The following is a 21,701-nucleotide window of genomic DNA, read 5'->3' on the forward strand; positions in this document are numbered from 1 at the left end:
GGTCAGCGCCCCGGCCACCGGCGGCGGCTCAACAGGGCCATGCCCAGCATCAGCAGCGGCACCACCGAAGCGGCGTTCGAGCTTCCCGCGCCACAGCCGCAGCCGCCCTCCGCCTCGACATCCCCACCGTTCGTGCCTCCGTCCGTGCCTCCGTCCGTGCCTCCGTCCGTGCCTCCGTCCGTGCCTCCGTCCGTGCCTCCGTCCGTGCCTCCGTCCGTGCCTCCGTCTGTTCCTCCATCTGGCACAGGCTCCTGCTTCGCGAGCACCGAGATGGACACCGTGTCCTCTCCGCTATCGCCACTGGGATCCGTCACCCTCAGCAGGAACGTGAGCTCGGTCCGCTCGCTCACATCGGGAGCCGTGAACGTGGCCGCGAGCGCATGGGCATCGCTCAGCGTCACGTCCGGCCCGGAGGTCTGGATCCACTCGGAGGTGAGCACATCTCCGTCGAGATCCATTCCCCGGCCATCCAGTGTCACCGTGGTGCCCTCGACGACCGTCTGATCACTCCCCGCGTCTGCTTTGGGCGCCTGGTTCACGCGCTGCACCGTGACCTCGACGGTATCCGTGCTGGACTCCATTCCGTCACTCACCGTGAGTTGGAAGGTGAGCAGGGTGTCCTGAGTCACATCCGGCGCGGTGAAGCCCGGCTGCACGGTGGCGGAATCTCGCAGCGTCACGGGGGGCCCCGCCGTCTGCGTCCACGCATAGCTCAGGGTAGCCCCGAGATCCGGATCCGAGGAGCCTCGCCCGTCCAGCAGCACCTCCCCCCCTTCGCTCACCGTCTGATCCGACCCCGCGTTGGCCACCGGGGGCCGGTTCGCGATGATCACGGTGACGTTCACTGTGTCAGTGCTCAGCGCCTTCCCGTCGCTCACTGTGAGTTGGAAGGTCAACACGGTGTCCGCCGCCACCGCAGGTGCGCTGAAGCCCGGCTGCGCGGTAGTTGCATTCACCAGCGACACACTCGGTCCCGCCGTCTGCGTCCAGCTATAGCTCAGCGTCGTCCCCGTGTCGGGATCCGAGGAACCCCGTCCATCGAGCGTCACGGTATCTCCCCTCCACACCGTCTGGTCCGGCCCAGCATCGGCCACGGGGAGATTGTTGGTGCAGGCACCGGACTCCACGGTCAGGGCGCTGAAGGGCGAATTGGCGAGGCCCGAGAAGGTCACATCGTCGATGTCCCAGCCCTTATCGCTGATGTTGTTGTCCGAGCCGATCCGGAAGCGGATGCGGACCGTCTGCCCCTGGTACGTCGTTCCCAGATCGACGGTCTCGAGGTTCCAGGCCGGATAGTTGTCGCTGATATCCGCGTACGCATCGCGCCCCGAGAGCGGATTGCTCACCGACGGCGAGATCGTCCCGATGTACCCCGGCGAGGCGAACTGGCCGATGTCCGTCCAGGTGGCGCCATCGTCCGTGCTGAGCTCGATGACCCCACCGTCATAGAAGTCCACGAAGTCGGAGTCGAAGCTGAAGCGGTGGAGGAACGTGAAGCCGAACGTCCCCGTGGAGGCCACCACGAGCGGCGGAGAGGTGAAGTAGATGTCCGCCTTGGCGGGCGCATCCGGCCCGTGGAAGTAGTGCGCGAGCGTCGACTCCGAGACTCGGTGCCAGAGCTCGAAGTTCCCCAGGCTGGTGTCTCGCGTCGCGGTCCACACCACCTGCCGGCTCTCCGCGTCATCCTTCACGGAGCTCTCGGGGGCCTCATCCGTGTTGATGCGATCCTCGAAGGTCGCGCTCCTGTCCCCCGGGATGGCCTGCTCCGAGTCGCGATAGGTGATGTCGAACCGGATGCTCCGGATCGCCGCGGAGCCACTCGCGGAGACAGGGATCTCGGCGGTGGCCACGCCGAAGGGCTCGATGGCCGGGAAGGTCAACCGGCCGCCATTCCCGATGACGATTCCGGAATCGCTCGAGGTGACGCTGGCGGTCGTGGCCGTCAGGGTGTCGATGCCCGTGTTGGACAGCGTCACGCGCAGCAGTCCCGCCTCGCCATGGTCCAGGATCCCGTCATTGTCACAGGAGCCGGGAGCCTCGACCAGCTCCGCGCCCTCGAAGTCCACGTCCTTGCCACTGACGAAGCTCTCCACCACTCCCGCGTGATTCAAGGACTCGCGATCCGGAGCCACCGCCCGCAGGCCCGCGCCGCGACGGGCGAAGGCGACGGAGAAGAGCTTGAAGTCCGCTGGATCGTTCGCATACGCGGCCATGAGCAGCGCATCCCGCGCCTCCAGGAAGGTGGGCAAGGGAGGCGTGAGCTTGTACGCCATCACCAGGTAGCGCTTCATCCGCTCCTGGGCCTGCGAGAACGTCAGCCGAGGACTGGAGCGCAGCAGGGCTGTGTAGCACTCCCAGAGCATGGTCGCCCACACCTCGCCGGAGTTGTGCACCTGGGTGTTGGGAGCCGACGCCGGCACGGGATTGATCGGAGGCCCCGAGGGCAGCGCCACGCTGCTCTGGATGTGCTTGAACGTGAGCGGATCGCGGCTGAAATCCGTCGAGTACGGATAGCGCCGCAGGCCGAAGTAGAAGCCATTGTTGGGAGCGCCGCTGGAGTTCGCTCCCCCCGCGAGATAGCCGCCCATCGCGTAGCTGCCCTGGAACTGGTCGTTGCCCGGCAACTGGGCATCCTCCGCGCGCACCGCCATCAGCAACGCGTGGAAGTCTCCCCAGCCCTCACCCATCGCACGGCCCTGGTTGTTGCTCAGGCCCGCGCCGTTGGAGATGAGCCGGTTGCTGATGAGGTGCCCTATCTCGTGCGCCACGATGGTGTTGTCCACGGAGCCATCGCGATACGGCGCTCCCTCGTGCAGCAGCCTCGCCTTCACGGTCGCGCTGACGAGCTGGGTCTTCAGGAGGTTGCCATCGCTCTGGGCCATCGACAGCGTGGGGATGACGATGGACGCGTCCGTGCCCGTCAACGCGGGAGGCGGACCTGCCGCGCTGTTGATGATGATGACGCCGGCAGCGCCCGCGTTCTGCGCGTTCTTCACCTTGGCGACATTCGTGCAACCGACCCGATCGATCAGGACGATCTTGCCCGTCACGCTGTTGATGAGGGCCTGGCAGGCATCGCTACGAGTGCCTGTCCCGTCATCGGCGAGGATCACATCGGCCGGCACATCGAAGGCCTGGGGACCGAAGGCCGCCAGCGCGGTCGCATACTCCCCGGCGATCGCGGGAGGCTCGGTGACGGTGATGCCGTAGCGCGTGTTTGGAGCGAACAGGTACACCTGCAGCCTGGGCGAGGCTCCATCCGCCGGGATGACCATGTTGGCGTTGTTCAGCCCCCCGGTGTCCTGCGCCTCGACGAGCAGGCGGTCATTGCCGAGCCCGCCACGGCCGTAGTTGTCCATCTGCGCATTGCCCGCCGCCTCGGTGAAGCCCGCGTCGTAGAACCAGTCGTGCAAGAAGTTGGTGACGTAGAAGACCTGCGTCACGGACGCCATCCGCTGGCCGACGCTGTCCCCGGGCTGCAACGAGACGTCATAGACGCGATCGAAGCTCCTGGGCCCACTGGTCGAGGCTCGGAAGTCCGAAGCGTCCCGGCCATCGGCTCCGGAGAAGTCCACGTAAGCATCCACGTTGTTGCCAACGGTCTCCGTGGCATCCGCAGGCAACCAGGGATCGTTCTGGCTGAAGGGCGCGTTCTGCAGCGTCACAAGCCCCGGTGCAACAAAGGGAGCCTGGTAGCCATCCGGCACGCCCGAGGGGTTGGGTGTGCCCACAAGCCCCTGGGGCCCATCCTGGGGAGTGAACGGCGCCGTGGCATCCGCCCAGACCCGATACGAGAAGGAATCCGCGCTGGTGAGATCATGGCGGAAGAGCAGCCGCCCATCGTCTCCCGCGATGACATAGGCGTAGGAGTCCGAGTCCTGGCCATTCGCATCCCCCGTGGTCAGCTCCACGTACCAGGCCGGCACCAGCCGCTCCGGGAGCGAGTAGAGGACGCGCTTGACGCGAGCGGGCGTCACCATCGTCCTCGAATACCGGGCCCGTGCCACAGGCACGAGGTCGAAGGAGGTATACGGCCCCTGAGTCTTGGCCAGCGGCGACAGGCTGCTGACCTCGAGCCGCTCCCCGTTCAGATCCGCGTAGGCGAGCGAGATGGCCTCGCGCTCATCCACGCGGAAGCGCAGCTTGCCCAGGCGTGTCTCGGGAGCGACGTGGGGGCTGAGGTAGCCCGAGACGCCCACCAGTTCATGTTGCTCGTTCAGCACCACTGTGAGCGAGTGACGGAAGACCTCGATGCCCTCCACGTCCTGCCGGAAGGTGATGAGGGCAGTGCCCGATGCGGAGAGCGGCTCCTCCACGCTGGCCTGGATCTGGGCTGCCGCCTGCGGCACCAGGCCATACAGCGGGGCGAGCCGGGCCAGGTGCGCCCGCGCCGCCTGCTCGGGTCCCATGCGCCGGAGGCCGGAGCGGATACGGGGATCGGTTCCCGAGGGATTGCCCCACACCAAGGTGGGCACTCCCAGCCTGGGCTCGGAGTGCAGGACATGCACACCGAGGGGACTCGAGGGCCGGTGGAGCTCTGAGCGCGGTGTCGACACCGTGCTCGATGCGAATGCATCCAAGGCGGGAAGCTCTCGTGCGAGCGCCACAGTGCTCGAGAGCACCAGCACGAGGCTGGTGGACATCAGGTGCCATCGCTTCACGACATGCCCCCAGGGTGTCGAGTGCGCCAGGGCGCAGCTCGGGTGATGGCTCGACTCCGTGTCCCGACGACCACGGAGGTACACTGGCGCGCAGTGTAGCGACTACGGGCGGACTTCGTCGAAGGTCCGAGCCACGGGATGCGATCCCGGGTCCACCGGCGGGCCTTCCCCCCGAAGGAGGCACCATGTCCGCAGGCCGGATGCACGAGCGGCATCCAGCTCCTCGCGCACATCCGAGAGGAAGAGGACATCCCCGGCTGGCTGGCCTAATTCGCGGACGATGGCGGCATAGGAGGAGGCCTCCCTCTTGCCGCCGACGCGCGTGTCGAAGTAGCCGCTGAACAGCGGCGTGAGATCGCCGTAGGGCGTGTGTCTGAAGATCAGCCGCTGGGCGTGCTCGGAACCCGAGGAGTAGACGAACAACCGAAGCCCCTGGGCATGCCACTCGCGCAGCCGCCGCGCGGCGTCCTCGTAGACATGTCCCTGGAAGGCACCCTCGCGGTACCCCTGCTCCCAGATGAGTCCCTGCAAACCTTTGAGCGGCGCGAGCTTCTGGTCCGTCTCGATCCACCGCAGCAGCGTGCCCACCAGCGTGTCGTCGTCCGGGGCTCCGCCCGCCACCTTGCGCGCCTCATCGAGCAACCGGCGCACCTCCGGCTGGTGTCCCTGGGCTCGCACGAACTGCACCATGTGGCGCGTGGAGTAGGGAAACAGCACGTCCTTCACGAAGGACAGGCTCGAGGTGGTGCCCTCGATGTCCGTGACGATGGCTCGAACCATCGGCTCAGGCCGCCATGTCGGGGAAGCGCGTGGCGATGTCGTTGCCGGTGAAGCGCGCCACCCACCCTTCCTTGCTCGTGAACAGCCGGATCGCCGTGAAGTGGGGCTGCGGGCCCATGTCGAACCAGTGCGGCGTGCCGTCGGGAACCCCGATCAGATCCCCCTTCTCGCACAGCACCGCGTACACCCGGCCTTCCTTGTGGATGTTGAAGAGCCCCTTCCCCTCCACGAAGAAACGCACTTCGTCCTCGCTGTGCGTGTGCTCGCTCAGGAACTTGTTCCGCATCTCCACCTTCTGCGGATGGTCCGGCGCCATCTTGATCACGTCCGCTGACTGGAAGCCCTTCTCCCGCATCAGCCGGTCCACCGACTCGTGATAGGCCGTCAGGATCTCATCCTGTCCGGCCCCCGGCGGCAGCGGCTGGTTCGCCGCCCAGCGCTCGAAGCGAATCCCCACCGCGCCCAGCTCCCGCTGGATGGACGCGAAGTCCGTGTAGCTCCGCGGGTGCGCGGGATCCGCGTCCGGGTAGATCTTCAGCTCGCTCATCGTCCCAATCTCCTCATCTCGACTTCACAGGCCAGCAGGAACTCGAAGGCCTCGATGTGCCGGCACGCCTCCGCCACGCTCCGCCCCCAGGTGTACAGGCCATGGCCCGCAATCAGGTACCCGTACACACCCGCCCGCGCCTCCATGTATTCCTGCACCCGAGCCGACAGCCGCGCCACGTCTTGATCGTTCGGGAAGATGGGTACCACCACCCGCGTCTCGTGGGTCTGGATGCCCTGGAGCGCCTTGAGCACCTCGTAGCCCTCCAGCACCAGCTCGTCCCGGTGCAGGCGTGACAGCACCGTGGCGCTCAGCGAGTGGGTGTGCAGCACCGCCCCCACCTCCTCCCGCCGGTAGAGCTGCAGGTGCAGCGGCAGCTCCGCCGAAGGCCGCTTGCCCTCCGAGAGCACCCGCCCGTCCAGGTCCACCTCCAGGAAGTCCTCGGGCTCCAGCTCGCCCTTGTGACGGCCTGACACGGTGACGAGCACGCGCCGGTCATCCAACCGCGCGGAGAAATTGCCGGCGGTGGCTGGAACCCAGCCCCGCTCGAAGAAGAACCGCCCCGCTCGAATCAGCTCCGCGGCCTTGCCGCCAGAAGAGTCCTCGGAGTGCACGGGCCTACTCTACGCGAGATCCACGCCCCGAGGCCCCAGCTGTCGAAGCATCGAGGGGTGCTCAGTCCTCGTCCGGCCCGTCGGATTCCGGCTCGTCAGAATCCGGTTCATCCGAGTCCGGCCCGTCCGAGTCAGCGCCACCGCTGCCGTCCGCCGCAGACGCCGCGCTGCTCCCCGCGGAAGAAGAGGCTTCCGCTCCCGAAGCCCCTCCCGAACGCCCACCGCGACGGCGGCGGCGGCGGCGCTTCTTGCGCACCACCTCACCCTCCGCAGACGCTCCATCGGGCCGGTTCGGCGGAAGGTCTCCGCTCTTCCACGCGTCGAGCGCCTCGCGGAACTCTCCCGTGGCCTCCACGGAGATCTCGAACACCGTCATCGCCTCGCCAAAGAGCGGATGCCGGCGGAAGGCCGCGCTGCGCCGACGCCGCTCGCCCGTGAGCGTGCGCTGAGCCAGCAGCAGCAACCGGCACCGCTCCGCGATCCGCCGCGGCAGCCGGGCCGTCTGCACGAACCCAGCAAGCAGATCCTCGATGGCCTGCGCCACCGAGGGCCGCGCCCCAGGCTCCTGGGACTCCACCGGCGGAGGCGCCGCGCGGCTGATGGGCACCAGCAGCGTGGCGAGCAGGATCGCGTCATCCAGCGGCTCGCCCGACGACACGCGCCGATCCAGCGCCTCGGCGAAGGAGTAGAAGGTGCGCTCCCCTTCCTTGCCGTTCTGCCGCAGGTACGCGTCCACCGGAGGCAGGAGGATCTTCAACGCATCCAGCGCGGAGAGCAGCTTGAGGCTCGGCGCCGCCACCCCACCGCGGATGAGCCGGAAGGTTTCCTCCAGCAGGCGCGCCGGGGCGCAGCGCGGAAGGTCCTCCACCGCGCCCTCCATCGCCGCGTACGTGCGAGACTCGATGTCGAAGCCCAGCTTGCTCGCGAAGCGCACGGCCCGGAGGATGCGCACCGGATCCTCGCGCATGCGAATCTCCGGGTCCCCGATGGTCCGGATGTACTGCTCGTCGAGATCCCTTCGGCCCCGGACGTAATCGATCACCCGGCCCTCGGTGACGTCATAGAACAGGCCGTTGATGGTGAAGTCCCGGCGGCGGGCATCCTGCTCGGCGGTGCCGAACACGTTGTCGTGGGTGATGAGCAGATCCTCATCCCCGTTGCCGTTGCCGTTCTCTCCTGCATCCTCCTCGCCGCCGTTGGCCTCCAACATCTCCGACGGGTTGGCGCGGAAGGTGGACACCTCGATGATCTTCCCACCCTTGAAGTAGACGTGGGCCAGCCGGAAGCGGCGCCCGATGAGACGGCAGTTGCGGAAGGTGGCGCGCACCTCGCCCGGGTGGGCGCTGGTGGCCACGTCGAAGTCCTTCGGCTTGCGCTTCAGCAGCAGGTCTCTCACGCACCCGCCCACCAGGTAGGCCTGGTGTCCATGCGAGTGCAGCCGGAGGACGACCTTGAGCGCATCCGGGTCCAGCTCCCGGGGATCGATCTCCGCCGGCTCTCCGGACCGCGTCGTGGCGGGCGCCACCAGCTCGTTCTCGGGGGTGGCAGGCTCCGGGGCCAGCACCTCGGGTGGAGGAGGCTCCACGAGTTCGACTCGGGGCTCCAGGGGTTCAGTGGGGAGTGGCAGATCCAAAGGCTCTGCCTGCAGTTCCATCTCCGTGGCCATCGGGGTTGCCTCGCTCGCAGCCTCGGGGACCGGCCGAGCCTCGGACGAGGCAACCTCGCGCGCGTCATCGGGCGCAGGTTCTGGCGGTCCGCCCGCAGGCGGCGTTTCAGTTGAATCTCGCGTCATCGCGTCGACGCCCCAAGATTGGATATTCGGGGCAGCCGTCTATACCGCATCCTCCCTACAGGGAGTAGCGTAGGAACACATTGTTGATAGGGGCTGAAAGGCCGCCTGCTCCCCACCGGACCCCTGCCATGATCGCCGGGGCAGCCCGCTCGCCTGCTTGCCCGAGGGAAGAGCGGGCACTGAGGCCGCCGGGGCCCTCCGAACCTCCCTGACAGGTCTCCCCCATCTGTACTACCTGGCAGGTATTGACCGGTTTGCATCTTCTCCCCGGCTCCTCACCGCCTTGCGCTTGCGTCCTCCGAGGGTCTGGGGATTTCCGGAGAAGCCGTGGGCAGCGTGACATGGAAGGTGGTGCCCTGGCCGGGATTGCTGTCCACGGTGATGTTGCCCCCCAGCGACTCGATGATGTTGAGGCACACCGCCAGCCCCAGGCCCGTACCCTCCCCTACCGGCTTGGTGGTGAAGAACGGATCGAAGATCCGCTCCAGATTCTCCAAGGGAATGCCACACCCGGTGTCGCTCACGTCCACCGTGACGCGATCCGGTGCGCTCAGCCGAGCGATGACGCGAATCTCGTTGCGCTCCACGTGGCCCGGCTCGATGGCCTGCGCGCCGTTGACGATCAGGTTGAGCAGCACCTGCCCCAACCGCGTCGCGTTGGCCCGCACGAGCGGCATCCCGGCGCACGCCTCCACCAGGCGCGCCCGGCCCTGGAGCTCGTGGGAGGCCATCTTCGCCACGTCGCGCAGCACCTGGGCCAGCTCCACCGGGCCTGTGCGATCGTCGTCCGCACGCGCCAGCGTCTTCAGGTCCTGCGCGATGAAGTGCACCCGCTCGGCGCCCTCGCGAGCCTCCTCCAGCGCCTCCAGCAGGTCGCGCTGCTCTTTTTCGGACAACAGCCGCGGCGGCTGGCTCAGCTCGCCGTGCACGTACGCGAGGTTGCCAATCACGTAGACCAGCGGGTTGTTGATCTCGTGCCCTACGCTGGCCACGGTCCGCCCGAGCGACGCCAGCCGATCCGAGAGGAGGAGCCGCGATTGGGACACCTTCAGCTCTCGGGCCATCTGGTTGAACCCCCGCTCCAGCGTGCCAAACTCGTCACAGCCCCGCTCCGGCAACGCGGGCTGGAGATCCCCGTGGCCAATGCGCTCGGCGGCCGCGAGCAGCTCCCGGAACCGCCGGTGCATCGGCATCAGGATGGTCAGCGTCAGGGCGAGCAGCACGCACAGCCCGATCGCGGGAGCAAGGATCGCCAGGAGGTGGCCATTGCGCAGCCTCCGGTTCGTGCTCTGCTCCAGAGCCGCCAGTTCCTCCCGCTGGGCCTCCAGCGCCGTCTGCAGGAGCGGCTCCACGTTGTGCTCGAACTCCTGGATGCTCACCTGCGGGTGCGCCCCGTCCGAACCAATCCCCGAGGGCAATTGCCGGACATACGCCTCGGCTCGATCGGCCCAGTACCGCAGCTCCTTCGCCAACCGCTCCAGCTGCCGCTTCTCCGCGTCGCGGGGCGTGCCCGACGACTGCTCCTTCTGCTCGCTGAGGACCTGAAGCCTCGACAGCTGCGCATCCACCTGCCGCCGGTACCCGTTCAGCACGGCCTCGGGCAGCGCGCCCGTGCCATGCACCCGCTGCAGCTCCGCCAGGAACACCAGCGCGTCCCCGCGAATCTGGCTGTAGAGGGAGCGCTGCTCCTGGCTGGCCAGCGTCCAGTCTCGAAGGTGACCCAGCCGGTAGGTCCCCACCTGCACGGCCACGCCCATGCACCCCACCAGGCCCAACGCCACCGCCAGCAGCAGCAGCACCTTGCCCCGGATCGTCATCGGTGACGGAACTCCTTCCTTCCGGGTTCCAGGCTTGCCCGAGCGCAGGGCCCGCCCCCCTGCCTCCGAAATATCGCGCCTCCCCTTATTTTCAGGCCAAATTAGAGAAACTGGCAATAACAGAAATAATTGCTCAACCCGGGTGTGTCATGACACACCTCCCACGTGACAGGCCGCCCGTGAGTGGGCGCGGGGTGTGACGCGAGTTGTCGAGAAGCGGCGAGGGCCCGGCGCGCTACTTCTTGCGGTCCTTGTGGGTCCGCGGAAGTGCGTGGGAGATGAGCGCCACGTAGTCCACGGCCTGCGCACGCGGGGGCGCGGGCGGCGTGCCCAGCGCAGCCAGCCGCTTGGTGAAGGCGGCGATGATATCCGGCACGGGGCGGATGGCCTGGATGAGCCCGTTGGGCCCCTCGAGCGCCTGTGACAGCGCCACCGCGGCCTGTTGCAGCGGCAGGCCCCGGCGGATCAGATCCTGGAACGAGTTGGAGAGGGTGATGATGTTGTGCCCGGCTGTCTGCACCATCTCCACGGCGATCTTGATGACCTGGGGCGCGGTGAGGTGGCCGTCGGCCAGCAGCACCAGCGCGGCCTGGAAGTAGTTGAAGATGGGGACCACCCGCGGGCCATAGGGCGCGAAGTGCGCCGGCGGCGTGAGACGATCCAGGTGGATGAAGATGCGCCGCACCGGATCCGCGATGGGAATGCGCTTCCACGCGCTGCGCACGCGCTCGGCGTCATCCGGGTACACGCCGCCCGCATCCAGCACCTGCGAGAGCACGCGCTCGTCCACGCGTCCGGCGATCAGATCCGCGAAGAGCGAGTAGATGAAGGCGTCCGCCTCCGCGTCGTCGCCAAAGAGCACCTCCTCGGCCTCGATGGGCGCATTCACCCGGCTCTCGAGGATGGCGGGCAGCTTGTAGCCCACCTGCCCTCGCAGCGCCCGGAAGCGCCCGCGCAGCAGGTTGCCCACGTTGTCCTTGAGGACGAACTCGTCCCACGCCACCCCGTCCAGCTTGAGCTTCTCCTCAAGCACCGCGCGCATCTGCTTGGGGCTGCCCGAGACGATGCACAGCCGCGAGTCCCCGTTGGCCGCCAGCTCGCGGATGAGCGCGGAGGCCCCCGGCACCGCCACCTTCTCATGGGCTTTCTGGAACGCGGTGCGCACCAGGTCCCGGAACGAATCGAAGTCCGTCCGCAGGTACGTCTTGTCCAGATCCCAGCGGTAGATGCGCCGAGGCGGCCGGGGATCGATCCGGTCCGGCAGGCTCACTTCGGCAGGCCTTCCTGGATGGTGGTGCCCAGTTGATGCGCCACGGCCTTGGCGGCCACCTTCCCCGCGTTGGTGATGGCGCGAGCCTTGGAGCGCCCGTGCGCCTTGATGAAGATGCGATCGAAGCCGAGAATGGGCGCGCCGCCGTACTGCTCCCAGTCGGTGATGTCCTTGATGCGCTGGATGCCGCTGGAGAGCATGGCCAGGCCCGCGCGCCAGCGCAGCTTCTCCTTGTAGGCGTAGCGGGCCAGCTCGACGACGGTCTCGTGGACGCCCTCCAGCATCTTCAGGCACACGTTGCCCACGAAGCCGTCGGTGACGATGACGTCCACCGTGCCCTTGGGGATGTCCACGCCCTCCACGTTGCCGATGAAGTTGATGCCCTGCAGGCCCGACAGCGTCGAGTGCGCCTCCACCACGCGCGGCGGCCCCTTCTGCGGCTCCACGCCGTTGGAGAGCAGCGCCACCTTGGGGCGCTCGTTGCGCGAGATGATGCGCGCGTACGCCGAGCCCATCACGGCGAAGGTGACCAGGTCCTCCGCGGTGGCCTCCACCGTGGCGCCCACGTCGAGGATGAGCGAGAACGGATCGTCCTTCTCTCCGCGCGTGCCCCGCGTGGGGTACACCGCCGCGAGCGCGGCCCGGCGCACCCCCGGAATGAGCTTGAAGTGACGCGCGCACGCCAGCACGCCCGCTCCCGTGTTGCCCGCGGAGACCAGGGCCTGCGCCTCGCCCTCGGCCACCAACTGGGCCGCCACCGACACCGAGGCGTGCTTCTTGCGCGCCAGCGCCTCGCCGGGCTTCTCGTCCATGGAGACGAACTCGGAGGCATGCTGCACGGAGATGCGCTCGGCACGGTGCTTGGTCTCCGCCAGGGTCGCGTCGATCAGCTCGCGGTCTCCCACCAGCAGCGCGTGGATGTGCGGCGCCTCCAGCGAGAGTTGCGCGGCGCCGCGCACCACCTCGGCGGGGCCGTGGTCGCTACCCATGACATCGAAGGCGATCGTGACGTCCTTGAACTCCTGTGAGGTCCCCGCCATATGCCCCATCTTACGAGCTTTGCCCGACGCTCGCGCCCGGCAATCGCATGCGAGCTGCCAGTCCCAGGGCCAGGAGAGCGCCCACGGCCATCATCACCGCCGCCGTCCCATACGGCACCCCGGGGCCAAACCCTGTGAACAGCCACCCGCCCAGCGCCGGGCCGAGAATGCGCCCCAGCGAGCCGAAGGCTTGATAGCTACCCAACACAGTCCCCAGTCGCTCAGGAGGCGCCTGGAGGGAGACGAGAGCCGACAGGGAGGGGTTGGCGAACGCCGAGCCCACCGCGAGCAGCCCCATCACCGGGAAGAGCCACCCATAGCCGGGAGCCACGGGCAGCAGGGCCAGCCCCACCCCCGTCACCGCGAAGCCCGTCACCAGGAGCCAGCCCTCGCGCACCGGGCGGTAGCCCTCCTCGGAGCGGCGCTCGGGAGGCAGGAGCCGCCGGAGCAACCCGCCCTGGAGGGCCGCGGACACGATCCCCACCAGAGCAAAGAGCCCACCGGTGCGAAGGCTGGCCTGGGCCAGTTGCTGGGACGAGGCGCTGGCCGACAGGAAGAACAGCCCTCCCTCCAACTGCACCGGCCCCGAGGAGAGGAAGCGCGAGAGCAGGTACACCGAGAAGGTGCCCTCCATCTGCGAGAAGGCGGTGGTGAACAGGAGGATGAGGACCAGGCACATGCCCACCACGGGCAGGCGCAGCGCGATGGCCGCCCCTCTCATGGAGCGCGCCGAAGCTCCGGTGACGCAAGGGCGGCCGGGAACACGGGACTCGGCCAGGAAGAGGAAGGTGAAGAGCAGGTTCAGCCCCGCCAGCCCGGCGGCGAACAAGCCGATGGCCAGGTTACCGCCCCAGGCTCCCAGAAAGCCGCCCAGGGCTGGCCCCAGCACGAAGCCCAGGCCGAACGCCGCGCCGATGATGCCCATGCCCCGAGCGCGCTCCTCCGGCCGGGTGACATCCGCCACATAGGCCTGCGCGGTGGAGATGTTGCCCCCGCTGGCCCCGTCGATGACGCGCGAGAGAAAGAGGAGCGGCAGCGAGTGGGCGAAGGCGAACAGGACATAGCCCGCCATGGAGCCCGCCAGGCTCAGCAGCAGCACCGGCCGCCGGCCATAGCGATCCGACAGCCGTCCCAGCACCGGGGCGAACAGCAGCTGCATCAGCGAGTACACGGAGAGCAGCAGCCCCACCGAGAACGGTGAGGCGCCGAACTTCACCCCGTACACCCCCAGCTGCGGGATGAGGATCCCGAATCCGATGAGGTCCAGCGCGACGATGCCGAAGACGACGCGCAGCGAGGCGCGTCGTTCTGATCCCTCCTCCATACCCCCCCGCGCTTAGAGCGACGACGCTTCGCCGCTCGCCTGGACGTCGCGGTTGGCGGAGTCGCGCTCGATGCAGCCCTTGGTGAGGGTGTACTGGTAGGTGCCCAGCTCGTCTCGCCAGTACTCACCTTCGTACGGCCAGTAGAGCTGATCGTCCGCCACGGCCACGGTGTACCGGTACTTCTTGACGATCGCCGTGCGGCCGCCCGCCTTGAGCTGCTCCTCCAGGAACTCCTTCTCCTTGGTGGTCGTCTCGAACTTGATGCGCAAGCCGTTGGCCAGGAGCTGCTTGAGGGCCATGAGCTCCGTCTCCAGCTTGCCCTTGGACATGAGGCCCGCCTTCTCGATCAGGGCGGTGCGCTGCTCCTTCAGCCCCTCGAGCAGCGACTTGGACAGCTCCGAGTACTTGAAGGTGTCACCCTTCTCGGAGAAGGCGTCCATCTCACCCTCGAGCTCGAGGATGGAGTCGTTGGTCTTCTTCAGGTCCTGATCCGTGAGGGCCAGACGGAGGATGCGCTCGAGAATGATGTCGGTGCCGTTCTTGTCCGCGCCCTCCTTGTTCTTCTTCTGCACGTCGGAGAGGACGCTGTAGTACTCGCTGGCCTCCATGTTCTTCTTCACCAGCGTCTCCAGCTCGTTGTGCACGGGCAGGTAGGTGCGCTCGAAGTCCTGGAGGATGAGCGAGGACTCCCGGTAGCGGCAGTTCTCGTAATAGATGACCGCCTTGAGGATGAGCGCCTCGGGGAAGTACTCCTCGCGGAAGAAGGGCGAGGACAGGGTGATGAGGTTGCCCAGCGCCTGCTCGTACTGACCCACGCGATAGTTGGCCCAGCTGGACTCGAAGAGGGCCTCCAGCCACTGGTTGGTGCCGCGCTCGATCTTGTTGAAGTAGAAGATGGCGTAGCGGTTCTGCTGCATGCCGTAGTGCGTGCGCGCCAACTGCATGAAGGCCAACTCACGCAGGGACTGGTCCAGGGCGGCCTGCTCGGCCGTCTTGCCCGCCACGGGCCGCGTCATGCGGATGACCTCCTTCATCGTCTCGATGGAGGCCACCATGTTGTTGTCGCCGCGGCGCGCGTCCGCCGACTTCACCTTGCTGCCGTTGCGGAACAGCGCCAGGCCCTCGAGGAACTTCACGCGCGGGTAGAACGGATCCGTGCGCGGCACGAGCGTCGCCAGCCGCTTCACTTCCTCGAAGCTCTTGTCCGCCTTGTCCGGCTGGCCCACCTGGTCCAGCGCCTTGCCGCGCACGAAGTGGTAGCGCGACAGCAGGTAGTAGAACTCGCTGCGGAACTTCTCGGGGAACTCGAAGTTCGCGTAGCGGGCGATCTCGTCCAGGATGACCGACTCGTTCTTCGACTTGCGGCTGATGAAGAACAGCCACTCGAGGCTCGTCTTGAAGAACTTGGTCTGCGGGCCCACGGAGAGGATCTTCGAGAACTCGCCCAGCGACGAGTGGTACAGCCCCATGCGGTACAGGGCCTTGGCCACCACGTAGCGCGCCTCCACCTGGAGGCCCGCCATCTTCGGGTCCTGGATGATCTCGTAGCCGGCCATGGCGGCCTGCTCGTACTGGTCGTTCTTGAAGAGCGACACGGCCACATCCAGCTTCTGGCGGTCACCCGTCTTGCCGGACACGTCCACGGCGTCGAACGTCATCGTCGGCGCGGTGCCCTTGGGCCCGGCCCCGGTGAGATCCAACCCCAGGCCGCCGTTCTCATCGGCCGGAGCGGGAGCAGGCGTGGTGGGCGCCGAAACGGGGTTGGGAGCCGTCGCGGGCGAGGGCGAAGGCGTCTCGCTGCCGGTGCCGCTCGTGGCGGCAGGCACGGTGGGCGTCTCGGCCGACGAAGGAGTCAGCGGAGCGCTCTCCGCCGGAGCGGGAGACGCCTCCTCCACGGGCTGATTCTTGCCCCTCTTCTTCTTCTTGGAGGAAGAGGCGGAGGAGGAGGTCTTGCCCTTCTTCTTCTTCTTCTTCGAGGAGGACGAGTCCAGGCCTTCGAAGCTCTGGGCCGGAGACGGCACGGCCCAGAAGAGCGCGAGCCCGAGGAGCGCGAAGCGGAGGAGTCGGAGAGTACGGTTCATGACTCGGGGAGGGCGGTAGGGAGGAAGAAGGAGAAGCCCAGCTCGAACATCAGCTGGTTGCGCAGCGAGTTGTCGGAGGACTCCGCCTTCTCCACGTAGACGAGATCTCTCACCTCGGTGCGCAGCGTCATGTAGCGGTTGAGGAAGAAGCGGAAGCCGATGCCCACGTTGCCACCGGCGGTGATCCGCGCGGTGCTGCGCACGTCAGCCGAGTCCGGCGGCCCCTTGTACTGGATGGCCGTGGCGCCCAGCACGCCGTACATGTCGAAGTGGACGAACTTCTCGGCCAGCAGCGAGATCTTCCCGTAGATGGGAGCCCACTGCGCATCCACCCCCGCCATCAGGGTGAGCTGGCCAGGAGCGCGGCCATCCAGCGCCTCGAAGGTCGGCGCGCTGCAGCCGCGGGTGACATTGCCATCGTCGCCATCGGTGAAGTTGCAGATCTGCGCCGCGCCCGACACGGTGGGGATGGAGTAGCCCGCGCGCAGCCCGATGCCGAACGTCTCCGAGGGGAAGAAGGTGAAGGTGGCCCCCAGGATGTACTTGCGGAAGAAGGCATCCCGCAGGGAGATTGTCGCGGAGGGGCTCAGCTCGAACCGGCCCTTCTTGAGGAAGAGGTGACCGGACACGGGGCGGATGCGCTCGCGCAGAGGCCCCAGGGCGTCCTTGTCCACCTCGGACACGTCACCGGCCTCGGTCTCCTGGGAGGTGGAGGCACCGGACGGAGCGGGAGCGGGATCAGACGAAGGCTTGGACTTGGGCTTGTCGGCCGCGGGAGCGGGCGCCGGCTGGGCGTCCTGAGCCCGCGCCGCGAGCGGCAACAGGCACAGGGCCATGAGCAATCGGAGGGCTCGCATCATTCGCCCTCCCGGCCCGTGGAGTGCAGCGGGAAGAACAGCGAGATACCTGCATTGATCGTCATGAGGTTCTGGACGGCACCCTTGCTGGTGCCGAGCGGCTGGTCGACGTACGAGGTGTTGATCAGGGCGACGTTGACCGCCAGGAAGTCCTTGGCGACGAAGCGCATTCCCGCGCCCAGGTCCGCGCCGATGTTGACGGTGCGGCCCTCGAGGGCCGAGGTCTGCGTCCTCACCACTCCGGCGCCGCCCAGCAGGTAGCCGTCGAAGTGGAGGATGGAGTTGAGGAAGGCCACCTTGCCGTAGAGCGGGGCCCACTCGACGTCGCCCATGACGGACCACTGGGGCACCGAGTGGTAGATCTTGCTCTGGAAGGCGCGCTTGGCGGTGCGCACGTCATCCGAGGGCAACACCTGCATCGCGGAGCCGCGCACCGACAGCGCCAGCGTGTCCGCGAAGTAGTAGGCCCCGCGCACCGAGGCGCCCAGCTTCGAGTAGTAGGGATCGTTGATGGAGAAGCTCACCAGCGGGGTGAGCTCGAAGCGCCCCTCCTTGCGGTACACCTTGCGCTGGACGCTCTTGACCCGGTCCTCCTGGGTGATGTCCGTGGGCACGACCTCGGGCTCCGCCGGCGCGGGGGCCGCTGGAGTCGTGGTGGCCGAGGGTGTCGGCTCGGCAGGGGGTGCGGTCTCGGTGGTGTCTTCGGGCTTCTGTTCCTCGGTCTTGTTGGCGTCGTCGCCCGTCAGATCGAGTCCCATACCCTGACCCTGTTCCGACTGAGCGAGCGCCAACGCGGGCCAGAGGCACAGCGCGAGCAGAGTTGCCTGGAGGCGATTCACTTCCGGAGGCTCCGTTTGGGGTGGAGGGGCGGAGGTCCGCCCGCGAGATTTCGGAGTGTCAACGGCCCGGCCATCCTAGCCGCCAGTCTCCAGCACCTCAACCAATCCGAACCTGCCTGCCGCATCTCTATCCCTGCGCCACTCTTGAAGAATTCCGCTCCGAGTATCACCTGCGACAAGCGGTTGGCACCACGAACCGCTGTGCTACGGTGCCGAGTCCATCGCCTTCCTCCTTAAGAGGTCCATCTCGATCATGTCTCCGCGTCTGGTCGTCCTCCTGAGCGCCGCCCTGCTGGCCAGCGGGTGCGAAGTGACCACCGAGCTCGGCAAGAAGTGCGTCCTGGTGAAGAAGCCGTCCGATGAGGAGGTGGCTCAGGGCATCCGTTCCAAGCCGGTGATCAACAGCGAGATCGCCGCCGGCCAGGACTTCATCTCCTTCGGCGCCACGGACTGTGAGGATCTCATCTGCGTCCGGGATGCCGAGTTCGTACCGGAAGACACGAGCCCGAACGTCGCGGCCGAGGGTTACTGCAGCCAGGAGTGCGTGGAGGGCAGTACCGGGGACTGCGAGGTGACGGACACTTCGGTGCCGGATGCCCTCAAGGACCGCATCGTCTGCCGCTCGCTGCTGCTGGACCAGGCGACGCTGGAACGTCTGAAGCGAGACGATCCGGTCACCTACCGCAGGACATTCGGGGAGACGAACTCCCCCTACTTCTGCTCGGGCAAGCTGTCCTCGACGGCCCCGCAGTGAGACACTGGCGCGCGGCCCTTTAGATCTTTTTCGCGCGCCATTCGTCTGATGCAGGGCCTGCCGTTTCTAGGAGCCCTGCCATGAACAAGACGACGACCTTCCTGGGTCTGGCCGGAGCGCTCGCGCTCGTGGCCCTGGTGCTGGGGATGCCGCATGTGGTGTCCCCTCCCCCGCCGCCCCAGCCGCACATCGCCACCCCGGTGGCGCCCACTCCCCCTCCTCCTCCCACCCCGCCGGCCAGCACCTCGCAGGGCTCGCTGACCATGACGAGCCGGCTGAGCCACCCGTACATCGTCCCGGGCAGCACGGATGTGTTCGTCACGGTGGACGTCACGGGCGCGGAAGTCCCGGGCTCGAAGCGCAGCCCGGTGAACCTGGCGCTGGTGATCGATCGCTCCGGCTCCATGAATGGCTACAAGCTGGCGCAGGCCAAGCAGGCGGCGCGGCAGCTGGTGGGGATGCTGACGGAGGATGACCGGCTGGCGATCGTCCACTACGGCTCGGACGTGAAGAGCCTGCCGAGCATGCAGGCCACGGCCTCCAACCGGCAGCGGATGCTGCAGTACATCGACGGAATCTGGGACGAGGGCGGCACCAACATCGGCGCGGGCCTGACGACGGGGCAGCACCAGGTGAACACGGCGCGCAGCCAGTACCAGGTCAACCGCATCATCCTCATCAGCGATGGGCAGCCCACCGAGGGAGTGACGGATGACGAGGGCCTGAAGCAGGTGGTGAAGAACATCCGCGCCGAGGGCGTGACGGTGAGCTCCATCGGCGTGGGCACGGACTTCAACGAGGATCTGATGCAGGCGTTCGCCGAGTACGGCGCGGGGGCATACGGCTTCCTGGAGGACGCGGGCAAGCTGGCCACGCTCTTCCAGAAGGATCTGCAGCAGGCCACCACGCAGGTGGCGCGCAATGTGGAGCTGTCCTTCACCCTGCCCGAGGGCGTCACCCTGGGCGAGGTGCTGGGCTACCGGGCGCACCAGGCCGGACGCACCGTGCGCGTGCCGATGCCGGACTTCTCCGCGGGCCAGACCGAGCGCGTGGTGGCGCGGGTGACGGTGACGGGCTCGGCGGTGGGGCAGGCGGTGGACGTGACGGGGGTGAAGCTGACGTACACGGACCTGCTGAAGGACGGAACAGTGGAGAGCGGGGCCGCGCTGTCGGCGATGGTGACCGACCGCCGCGAGGAGGTGGCGGCGAAGCAGGACAAGGAGGCCACGGTGTACGCGGCGCGAGCTCGCGGCGCGGCGAACCTCCAGAAGGCGGCGGAGGCCCTCAAGGTCGGCCGCCGGGACGAGGCGCGGCAGCTCATCCAGCAGAACCAGGAGATGTTCGACGACGTGGCCGCGGTGGCGGGGGCTCCGGCGGTGGCGGCGGACAAGGCTGCGCAGCAGGCGGCGTATGACGAGTACGAGTCGGCCCAGAGCGAGGAGGCAGTGAACACGGCGGTGAAGAAGTCCAAGGTCCAGGCTCTCAAGGACTTCGGGCGCATGGGCTCGACGTACTGAGCCAGGACAGGGCTCCCCAGGCAGGCACCTCACCGAGGGCTCCGCTGGCAACGGCGGGGCCCTTGGTGTTTTCGCGTCCTGCGATTCTGGAGTTGACCGGTGGAATCCCGCCGCCCTATCTCCGCGTTCCTCCTGCTTCCTGGCAGGAGAGCGCACAGAGAGAGAGGACACGGCATGGCGAGCGCGGACACCCCCTGGGTCGGGGTCATCATGGGCGGCAAGAGCGACCTCGAGTACCTGCGCCCGGCGATCGAGATCCTCACGGAGCTGGGTGTTCCTCACGAGGTGCGGGTGGTGTCGGCCCACCGGACGCCGGACTGGATGATGGAGTACGCGTCCACGGCCGAGTCCCGAGGGCTGTCGGTCATCATCGCGGCGGCGGGAGGAGCGGCCCACCTGCCTGGCATGGTGGCGAGCAAGACGCTGCTGCCCGTGCTCGGAGTGCCCATGCCGACCACGGTGCTCAACGGCCTGGATGCCCTGATGTCCATCGTGCAGATGCCCAAGGGCGTGCCCGTGGGGACGCAGGCCATCGGCAAGCCGGGAGCGGCGAACGCGGCGCTGCATGCGGCGTCCATTCTGGCACTCAAGTATCCAGAGCTGCGCGCGCGGTTGGCCTCGTGGCGTCAGGCACGGACGGATGAGGTGTTGCGCGAGCGGGAGATCTCATGACCACGGTCCTTCCTGGCGGGACGATTGGCATCCTGGGCGGCGGGCAGTTGGGCCGGATGATGGCGCTGTCGGCGCGCACGCTGGGGTTCCAGGTGCAGGCGCTGGATCCGGATCCCGCGTGCCCGGCGCGCTGGGTGGTGGACCAGTGCTACACAGCGGATTTCGGCGACGCCAGGGCCGCGGCGCAGTTGGCTCGCTCGTGCGACGTGGTGACACTGGAGATCGAGAAGATTCCTCTCTCCTCGCTGCGCGCGGCGGCGGAGCAGGCTCCACTGCGGCCCTCGGCCGCTGTTCTGGAGATGATTCAGCACCGGGGCCGGCAGAAGGCATGGCTGGCGAAGCAGGGCTTCCCGCTCGGGCCGTGGCGCGAGGTGAACAGCGCCGAGGAGCTGGGCACAACGGTGGAGGCGCTGGGCGGGAAGTCGTTCGTGAAGTCCTGCGAGGGCGGCTACGACGGACGCGGGCAGGTGGTGGTGAAGGCCGCCTCGGAGACCGCGCAGGCATGGCGGGATCTGGGCGAGCGCGCGGTGGTGGCGGAGGCCACGCTGGACCTGCAGTCCGAGCTGTCCGTGCTGGTGGCTCGGAGCCCTCGTGGGGAGACGGTGGTGTACCCGCCCGCCTTCAACCACCACGAGGACCGCATCCTGGCGTGGTCGCTGCTGCCCGGTCCGCTGCCGCCGCAGGTGACGGTGGAGGCGACGAAGATCGCCCGGGACATGGCGAACGCGCTGGAGGTCGAGGGGCTGCTGGTGGTGGAGATGTTCCTGCTGAAGGACGGGCGGTTGTTGGTGAACGAGCTGGCGCCGCGTCCCCACAACAGCTTCCACGCCACGGAGGTGGCCTGCCTCACCAGCCAGTTCGAGCAGGCGGTGCGAGCGGTGTGCAACCTGCCACTGGGCTCGGTGGAGGTGGTGCGTCCGGCGGCGATCGTGAACCTGCTAGGAGACCTGTGGCTGCATGAAGGTGGGCCCCGCTTCGAGCAGGTGCTGGCAATGCCGGGCGTGCGGCTGCACCTGTACGGCAAGCGCGACGCTCGAAAGGGCCGGAAGATGGGGCACCTGTCCGCGGTGGGCGCGACGCCCGATGACGCGCTGGCTCGGGTGAAGGCCGCCTCGCAGGCCCTGGGGATGTGACG

At 67.8% G+C, this 21,701-nt stretch carries 16 protein-coding genes; 4 read left to right on the top strand and 12 right to left on the bottom strand.

Going from position 1 to position 21,701, the window contains the following annotated elements; genetic code table 11:
- Nucleotides 1–2 precede the first annotated feature (2 nt).
- The 12 genes from KY501_RS40570 to KY501_RS40625 all read right to left on the bottom strand — a co-directional run bounded on the left by KY501_RS40570 (nucleotide 3) and on the right by KY501_RS40625 (nucleotide 17,542).
- The gene (locus KY501_RS40570; RefSeq protein ID WP_224369276.1) at nucleotides 3–4,661 is read right to left on the bottom strand and encodes a myxosortase-dependent M36 family metallopeptidase; all 4,659 of its coding nucleotides are present in this window, start codon (nucleotides 4,659–4,661) and stop codon (nucleotides 3–5) included.
- A 102-nt stretch (nucleotides 4,662–4,763) separates the two neighbouring features.
- A complete protein-coding gene (gene mtnC / locus KY501_RS40575; RefSeq protein ID WP_224369277.1) occupies nucleotides 4,764–5,441 on the bottom strand; it encodes an acireductone synthase in 678 nt (225 codons plus the stop codon).
- Nucleotides 5,442–5,445: 4 nt separating this feature from the next.
- The gene (locus KY501_RS40580) at nucleotides 5,446–5,988 is read right to left on the bottom strand and encodes a 1,2-dihydroxy-3-keto-5-methylthiopentene dioxygenase (RefSeq protein ID WP_224369278.1); all 543 of its coding nucleotides are present in this window, start codon (nucleotides 5,986–5,988) and stop codon (nucleotides 5,446–5,448) included.
- Nucleotides 5,985–6,602 (bottom strand): methylthioribulose 1-phosphate dehydratase, encoded by a 618-nt coding sequence (locus KY501_RS40585; protein ID WP_224369279.1) that lies wholly within the window; start codon nucleotides 6,600–6,602, stop codon nucleotides 5,985–5,987. The genes KY501_RS40580 and KY501_RS40585 overlap by 4 nt, the downstream gene beginning before the upstream one ends.
- A 61-nt stretch (nucleotides 6,603–6,663) precedes the next feature.
- Entirely contained in the window at nucleotides 6,664–8,394 is a 1,731-nt protein-coding gene (gene pcnB, locus KY501_RS40590) for a polynucleotide adenylyltransferase PcnB (protein ID WP_224369280.1), read from the bottom strand.
- A gap of 275 nt (nucleotides 8,395–8,669) precedes the next feature.
- The gene (locus tag KY501_RS40595) at nucleotides 8,670–10,211 is read right to left on the bottom strand and encodes a sensor histidine kinase (RefSeq protein WP_224369281.1); all 1,542 of its coding nucleotides are present in this window, start codon (nucleotides 10,209–10,211) and stop codon (nucleotides 8,670–8,672) included.
- 235 nt (nucleotides 10,212–10,446) lie between these two features.
- Nucleotides 10,447–11,481 carry a phosphatase domain-containing protein gene (locus tag KY501_RS40600; RefSeq protein WP_224369282.1) on the bottom strand — a complete coding sequence of 345 codons (1,035 nt, stop codon included), beginning with the start codon at nucleotides 11,479–11,481 and terminating at the stop codon, nucleotides 10,447–10,449.
- A complete protein-coding gene (gene plsX, locus KY501_RS40605; RefSeq protein ID WP_224369283.1) occupies nucleotides 11,478–12,521 on the bottom strand; it encodes a phosphate acyltransferase PlsX in 1,044 nt (347 codons plus the stop codon). Before plsX ends, KY501_RS40600 begins: the two co-directional genes overlap by 4 nt.
- Nucleotides 12,522–12,531: 10 nt before the next feature.
- Nucleotides 12,532–13,845, bottom strand: a complete 1,314-nt coding sequence (locus KY501_RS40610; RefSeq protein WP_224369284.1) for an MFS transporter — start codon at nucleotides 13,843–13,845, stop codon at nucleotides 12,532–12,534.
- A gap of 12 nt (nucleotides 13,846–13,857) precedes the next feature.
- The gene (gltC, locus tag KY501_RS40615) at nucleotides 13,858–15,927 is read right to left on the bottom strand and encodes an adventurous gliding motility protein GltC (RefSeq protein WP_224369285.1); all 2,070 of its coding nucleotides are present in this window, start codon (nucleotides 15,925–15,927) and stop codon (nucleotides 13,858–13,860) included.
- Nucleotides 15,924–16,787 carry an outer membrane beta-barrel domain-containing protein gene (locus KY501_RS40620; protein WP_224369286.1) on the bottom strand — a complete coding sequence of 288 codons (864 nt, stop codon included), beginning with the start codon at nucleotides 16,785–16,787 and terminating at the stop codon, nucleotides 15,924–15,926. Before KY501_RS40620 ends, gltC begins: the two co-directional genes overlap by 4 nt.
- Nucleotides 16,784–17,542 (bottom strand): outer membrane beta-barrel domain-containing protein, encoded by a 759-nt coding sequence (locus KY501_RS40625; protein ID WP_224369287.1) that lies wholly within the window; start codon nucleotides 17,540–17,542, stop codon nucleotides 16,784–16,786. The genes KY501_RS40620 and KY501_RS40625 overlap by 4 nt, the downstream gene beginning before the upstream one ends.
- A 334-nt stretch (nucleotides 17,543–17,876) precedes the next feature.
- Here KY501_RS40625 and cglC point away from each other — a divergent pair, with 334 nt between their 5' ends.
- From cglC to purK, 4 genes are all read left to right on the top strand, one after another.
- Nucleotides 17,877–18,377 carry an adventurous gliding motility lipoprotein CglC gene (gene cglC / locus KY501_RS40630; protein WP_224369288.1) on the top strand — a complete coding sequence of 167 codons (501 nt, stop codon included), beginning with the start codon at nucleotides 17,877–17,879 and terminating at the stop codon, nucleotides 18,375–18,377.
- A gap of 80 nt (nucleotides 18,378–18,457) precedes the next feature.
- Complete coding sequence (locus tag KY501_RS40635; RefSeq protein ID WP_224369289.1) at nucleotides 18,458–19,894, top strand: vWA domain-containing protein; 1,437 nt, start codon at nucleotides 18,458–18,460, stop codon at nucleotides 19,892–19,894.
- A gap of 174 nt (nucleotides 19,895–20,068) precedes the next feature.
- Nucleotides 20,069–20,566 carry a 5-(carboxyamino)imidazole ribonucleotide mutase gene (purE, locus tag KY501_RS40640; protein ID WP_224369290.1) on the top strand — a complete coding sequence of 166 codons (498 nt, stop codon included), beginning with the start codon at nucleotides 20,069–20,071 and terminating at the stop codon, nucleotides 20,564–20,566.
- Nucleotides 20,563–21,699, top strand: a complete 1,137-nt coding sequence (purK, locus tag KY501_RS40645; protein WP_224369291.1) for a 5-(carboxyamino)imidazole ribonucleotide synthase — start codon at nucleotides 20,563–20,565, stop codon at nucleotides 21,697–21,699. Before purE ends, purK begins: the two co-directional genes overlap by 4 nt.
- Nucleotides 21,700–21,701 lie beyond the last annotated feature (2 nt).

Source organism: Hyalangium versicolor (assembly GCF_020103695.1).
GTDB lineage: Bacteria > Myxococcota > Myxococcia > Myxococcales > Myxococcaceae > Hyalangium > Hyalangium versicolor.

What these genes read in the sequence shown, in the direction of transcription:
- mtnC (WP_224369277.1), bottom strand. Translation starts at nt 5,441, where the DNA reads ATGGTTCGAGCCATCGTCACGGACATCGAGGGCACCACCTCGAGCCTG.
- KY501_RS40580 (WP_224369278.1), bottom strand. Translation starts at nt 5,988, where the DNA reads ATGAGCGAGCTGAAGATCTACCCGGACGCGGATCCCGCGCACCCGCGG.
- pcnB (WP_224369280.1), bottom strand. Translation starts at nt 8,394, where the DNA reads ATGACGCGAGATTCAACTGAAACGCCGCCTGCGGGCGGACCGCCAGAA.
- KY501_RS40595 (WP_224369281.1), bottom strand. Translation starts at nt 10,211, where the DNA reads ATGACGATCCGGGGCAAGGTGCTGCTGCTGCTGGCGGTGGCGTTGGGC.
- plsX (WP_224369283.1), bottom strand. Translation starts at nt 12,521, where the DNA reads ATGGCGGGGACCTCACAGGAGTTCAAGGACGTCACGATCGCCTTCGAT.
- KY501_RS40610 (WP_224369284.1), bottom strand. Translation starts at nt 13,845, where the DNA reads ATGGAGGAGGGATCAGAACGACGCGCCTCGCTGCGCGTCGTCTTCGGC.
- gltC (WP_224369285.1), bottom strand. Translation starts at nt 15,927, where the DNA reads ATGAACCGTACTCTCCGACTCCTCCGCTTCGCGCTCCTCGGGCTCGCG.
- KY501_RS40620 (WP_224369286.1), bottom strand. Translation starts at nt 16,787, where the DNA reads ATGATGCGAGCCCTCCGATTGCTCATGGCCCTGTGCCTGTTGCCGCTC.
- KY501_RS40625 (WP_224369287.1), bottom strand. Translation starts at nt 17,542, where the DNA reads ATGGGACTCGATCTGACGGGCGACGACGCCAACAAGACCGAGGAACAG.
- cglC (WP_224369288.1), top strand. Translation starts at nt 17,877, where the DNA reads ATGTCTCCGCGTCTGGTCGTCCTCCTGAGCGCCGCCCTGCTGGCCAGC.
- KY501_RS40635 (WP_224369289.1), top strand. Translation starts at nt 18,458, where the DNA reads ATGAACAAGACGACGACCTTCCTGGGTCTGGCCGGAGCGCTCGCGCTC.
- purE (WP_224369290.1), top strand. Translation starts at nt 20,069, where the DNA reads ATGGCGAGCGCGGACACCCCCTGGGTCGGGGTCATCATGGGCGGCAAG.
- purK (WP_224369291.1), top strand. Translation starts at nt 20,563, where the DNA reads ATGACCACGGTCCTTCCTGGCGGGACGATTGGCATCCTGGGCGGCGGG.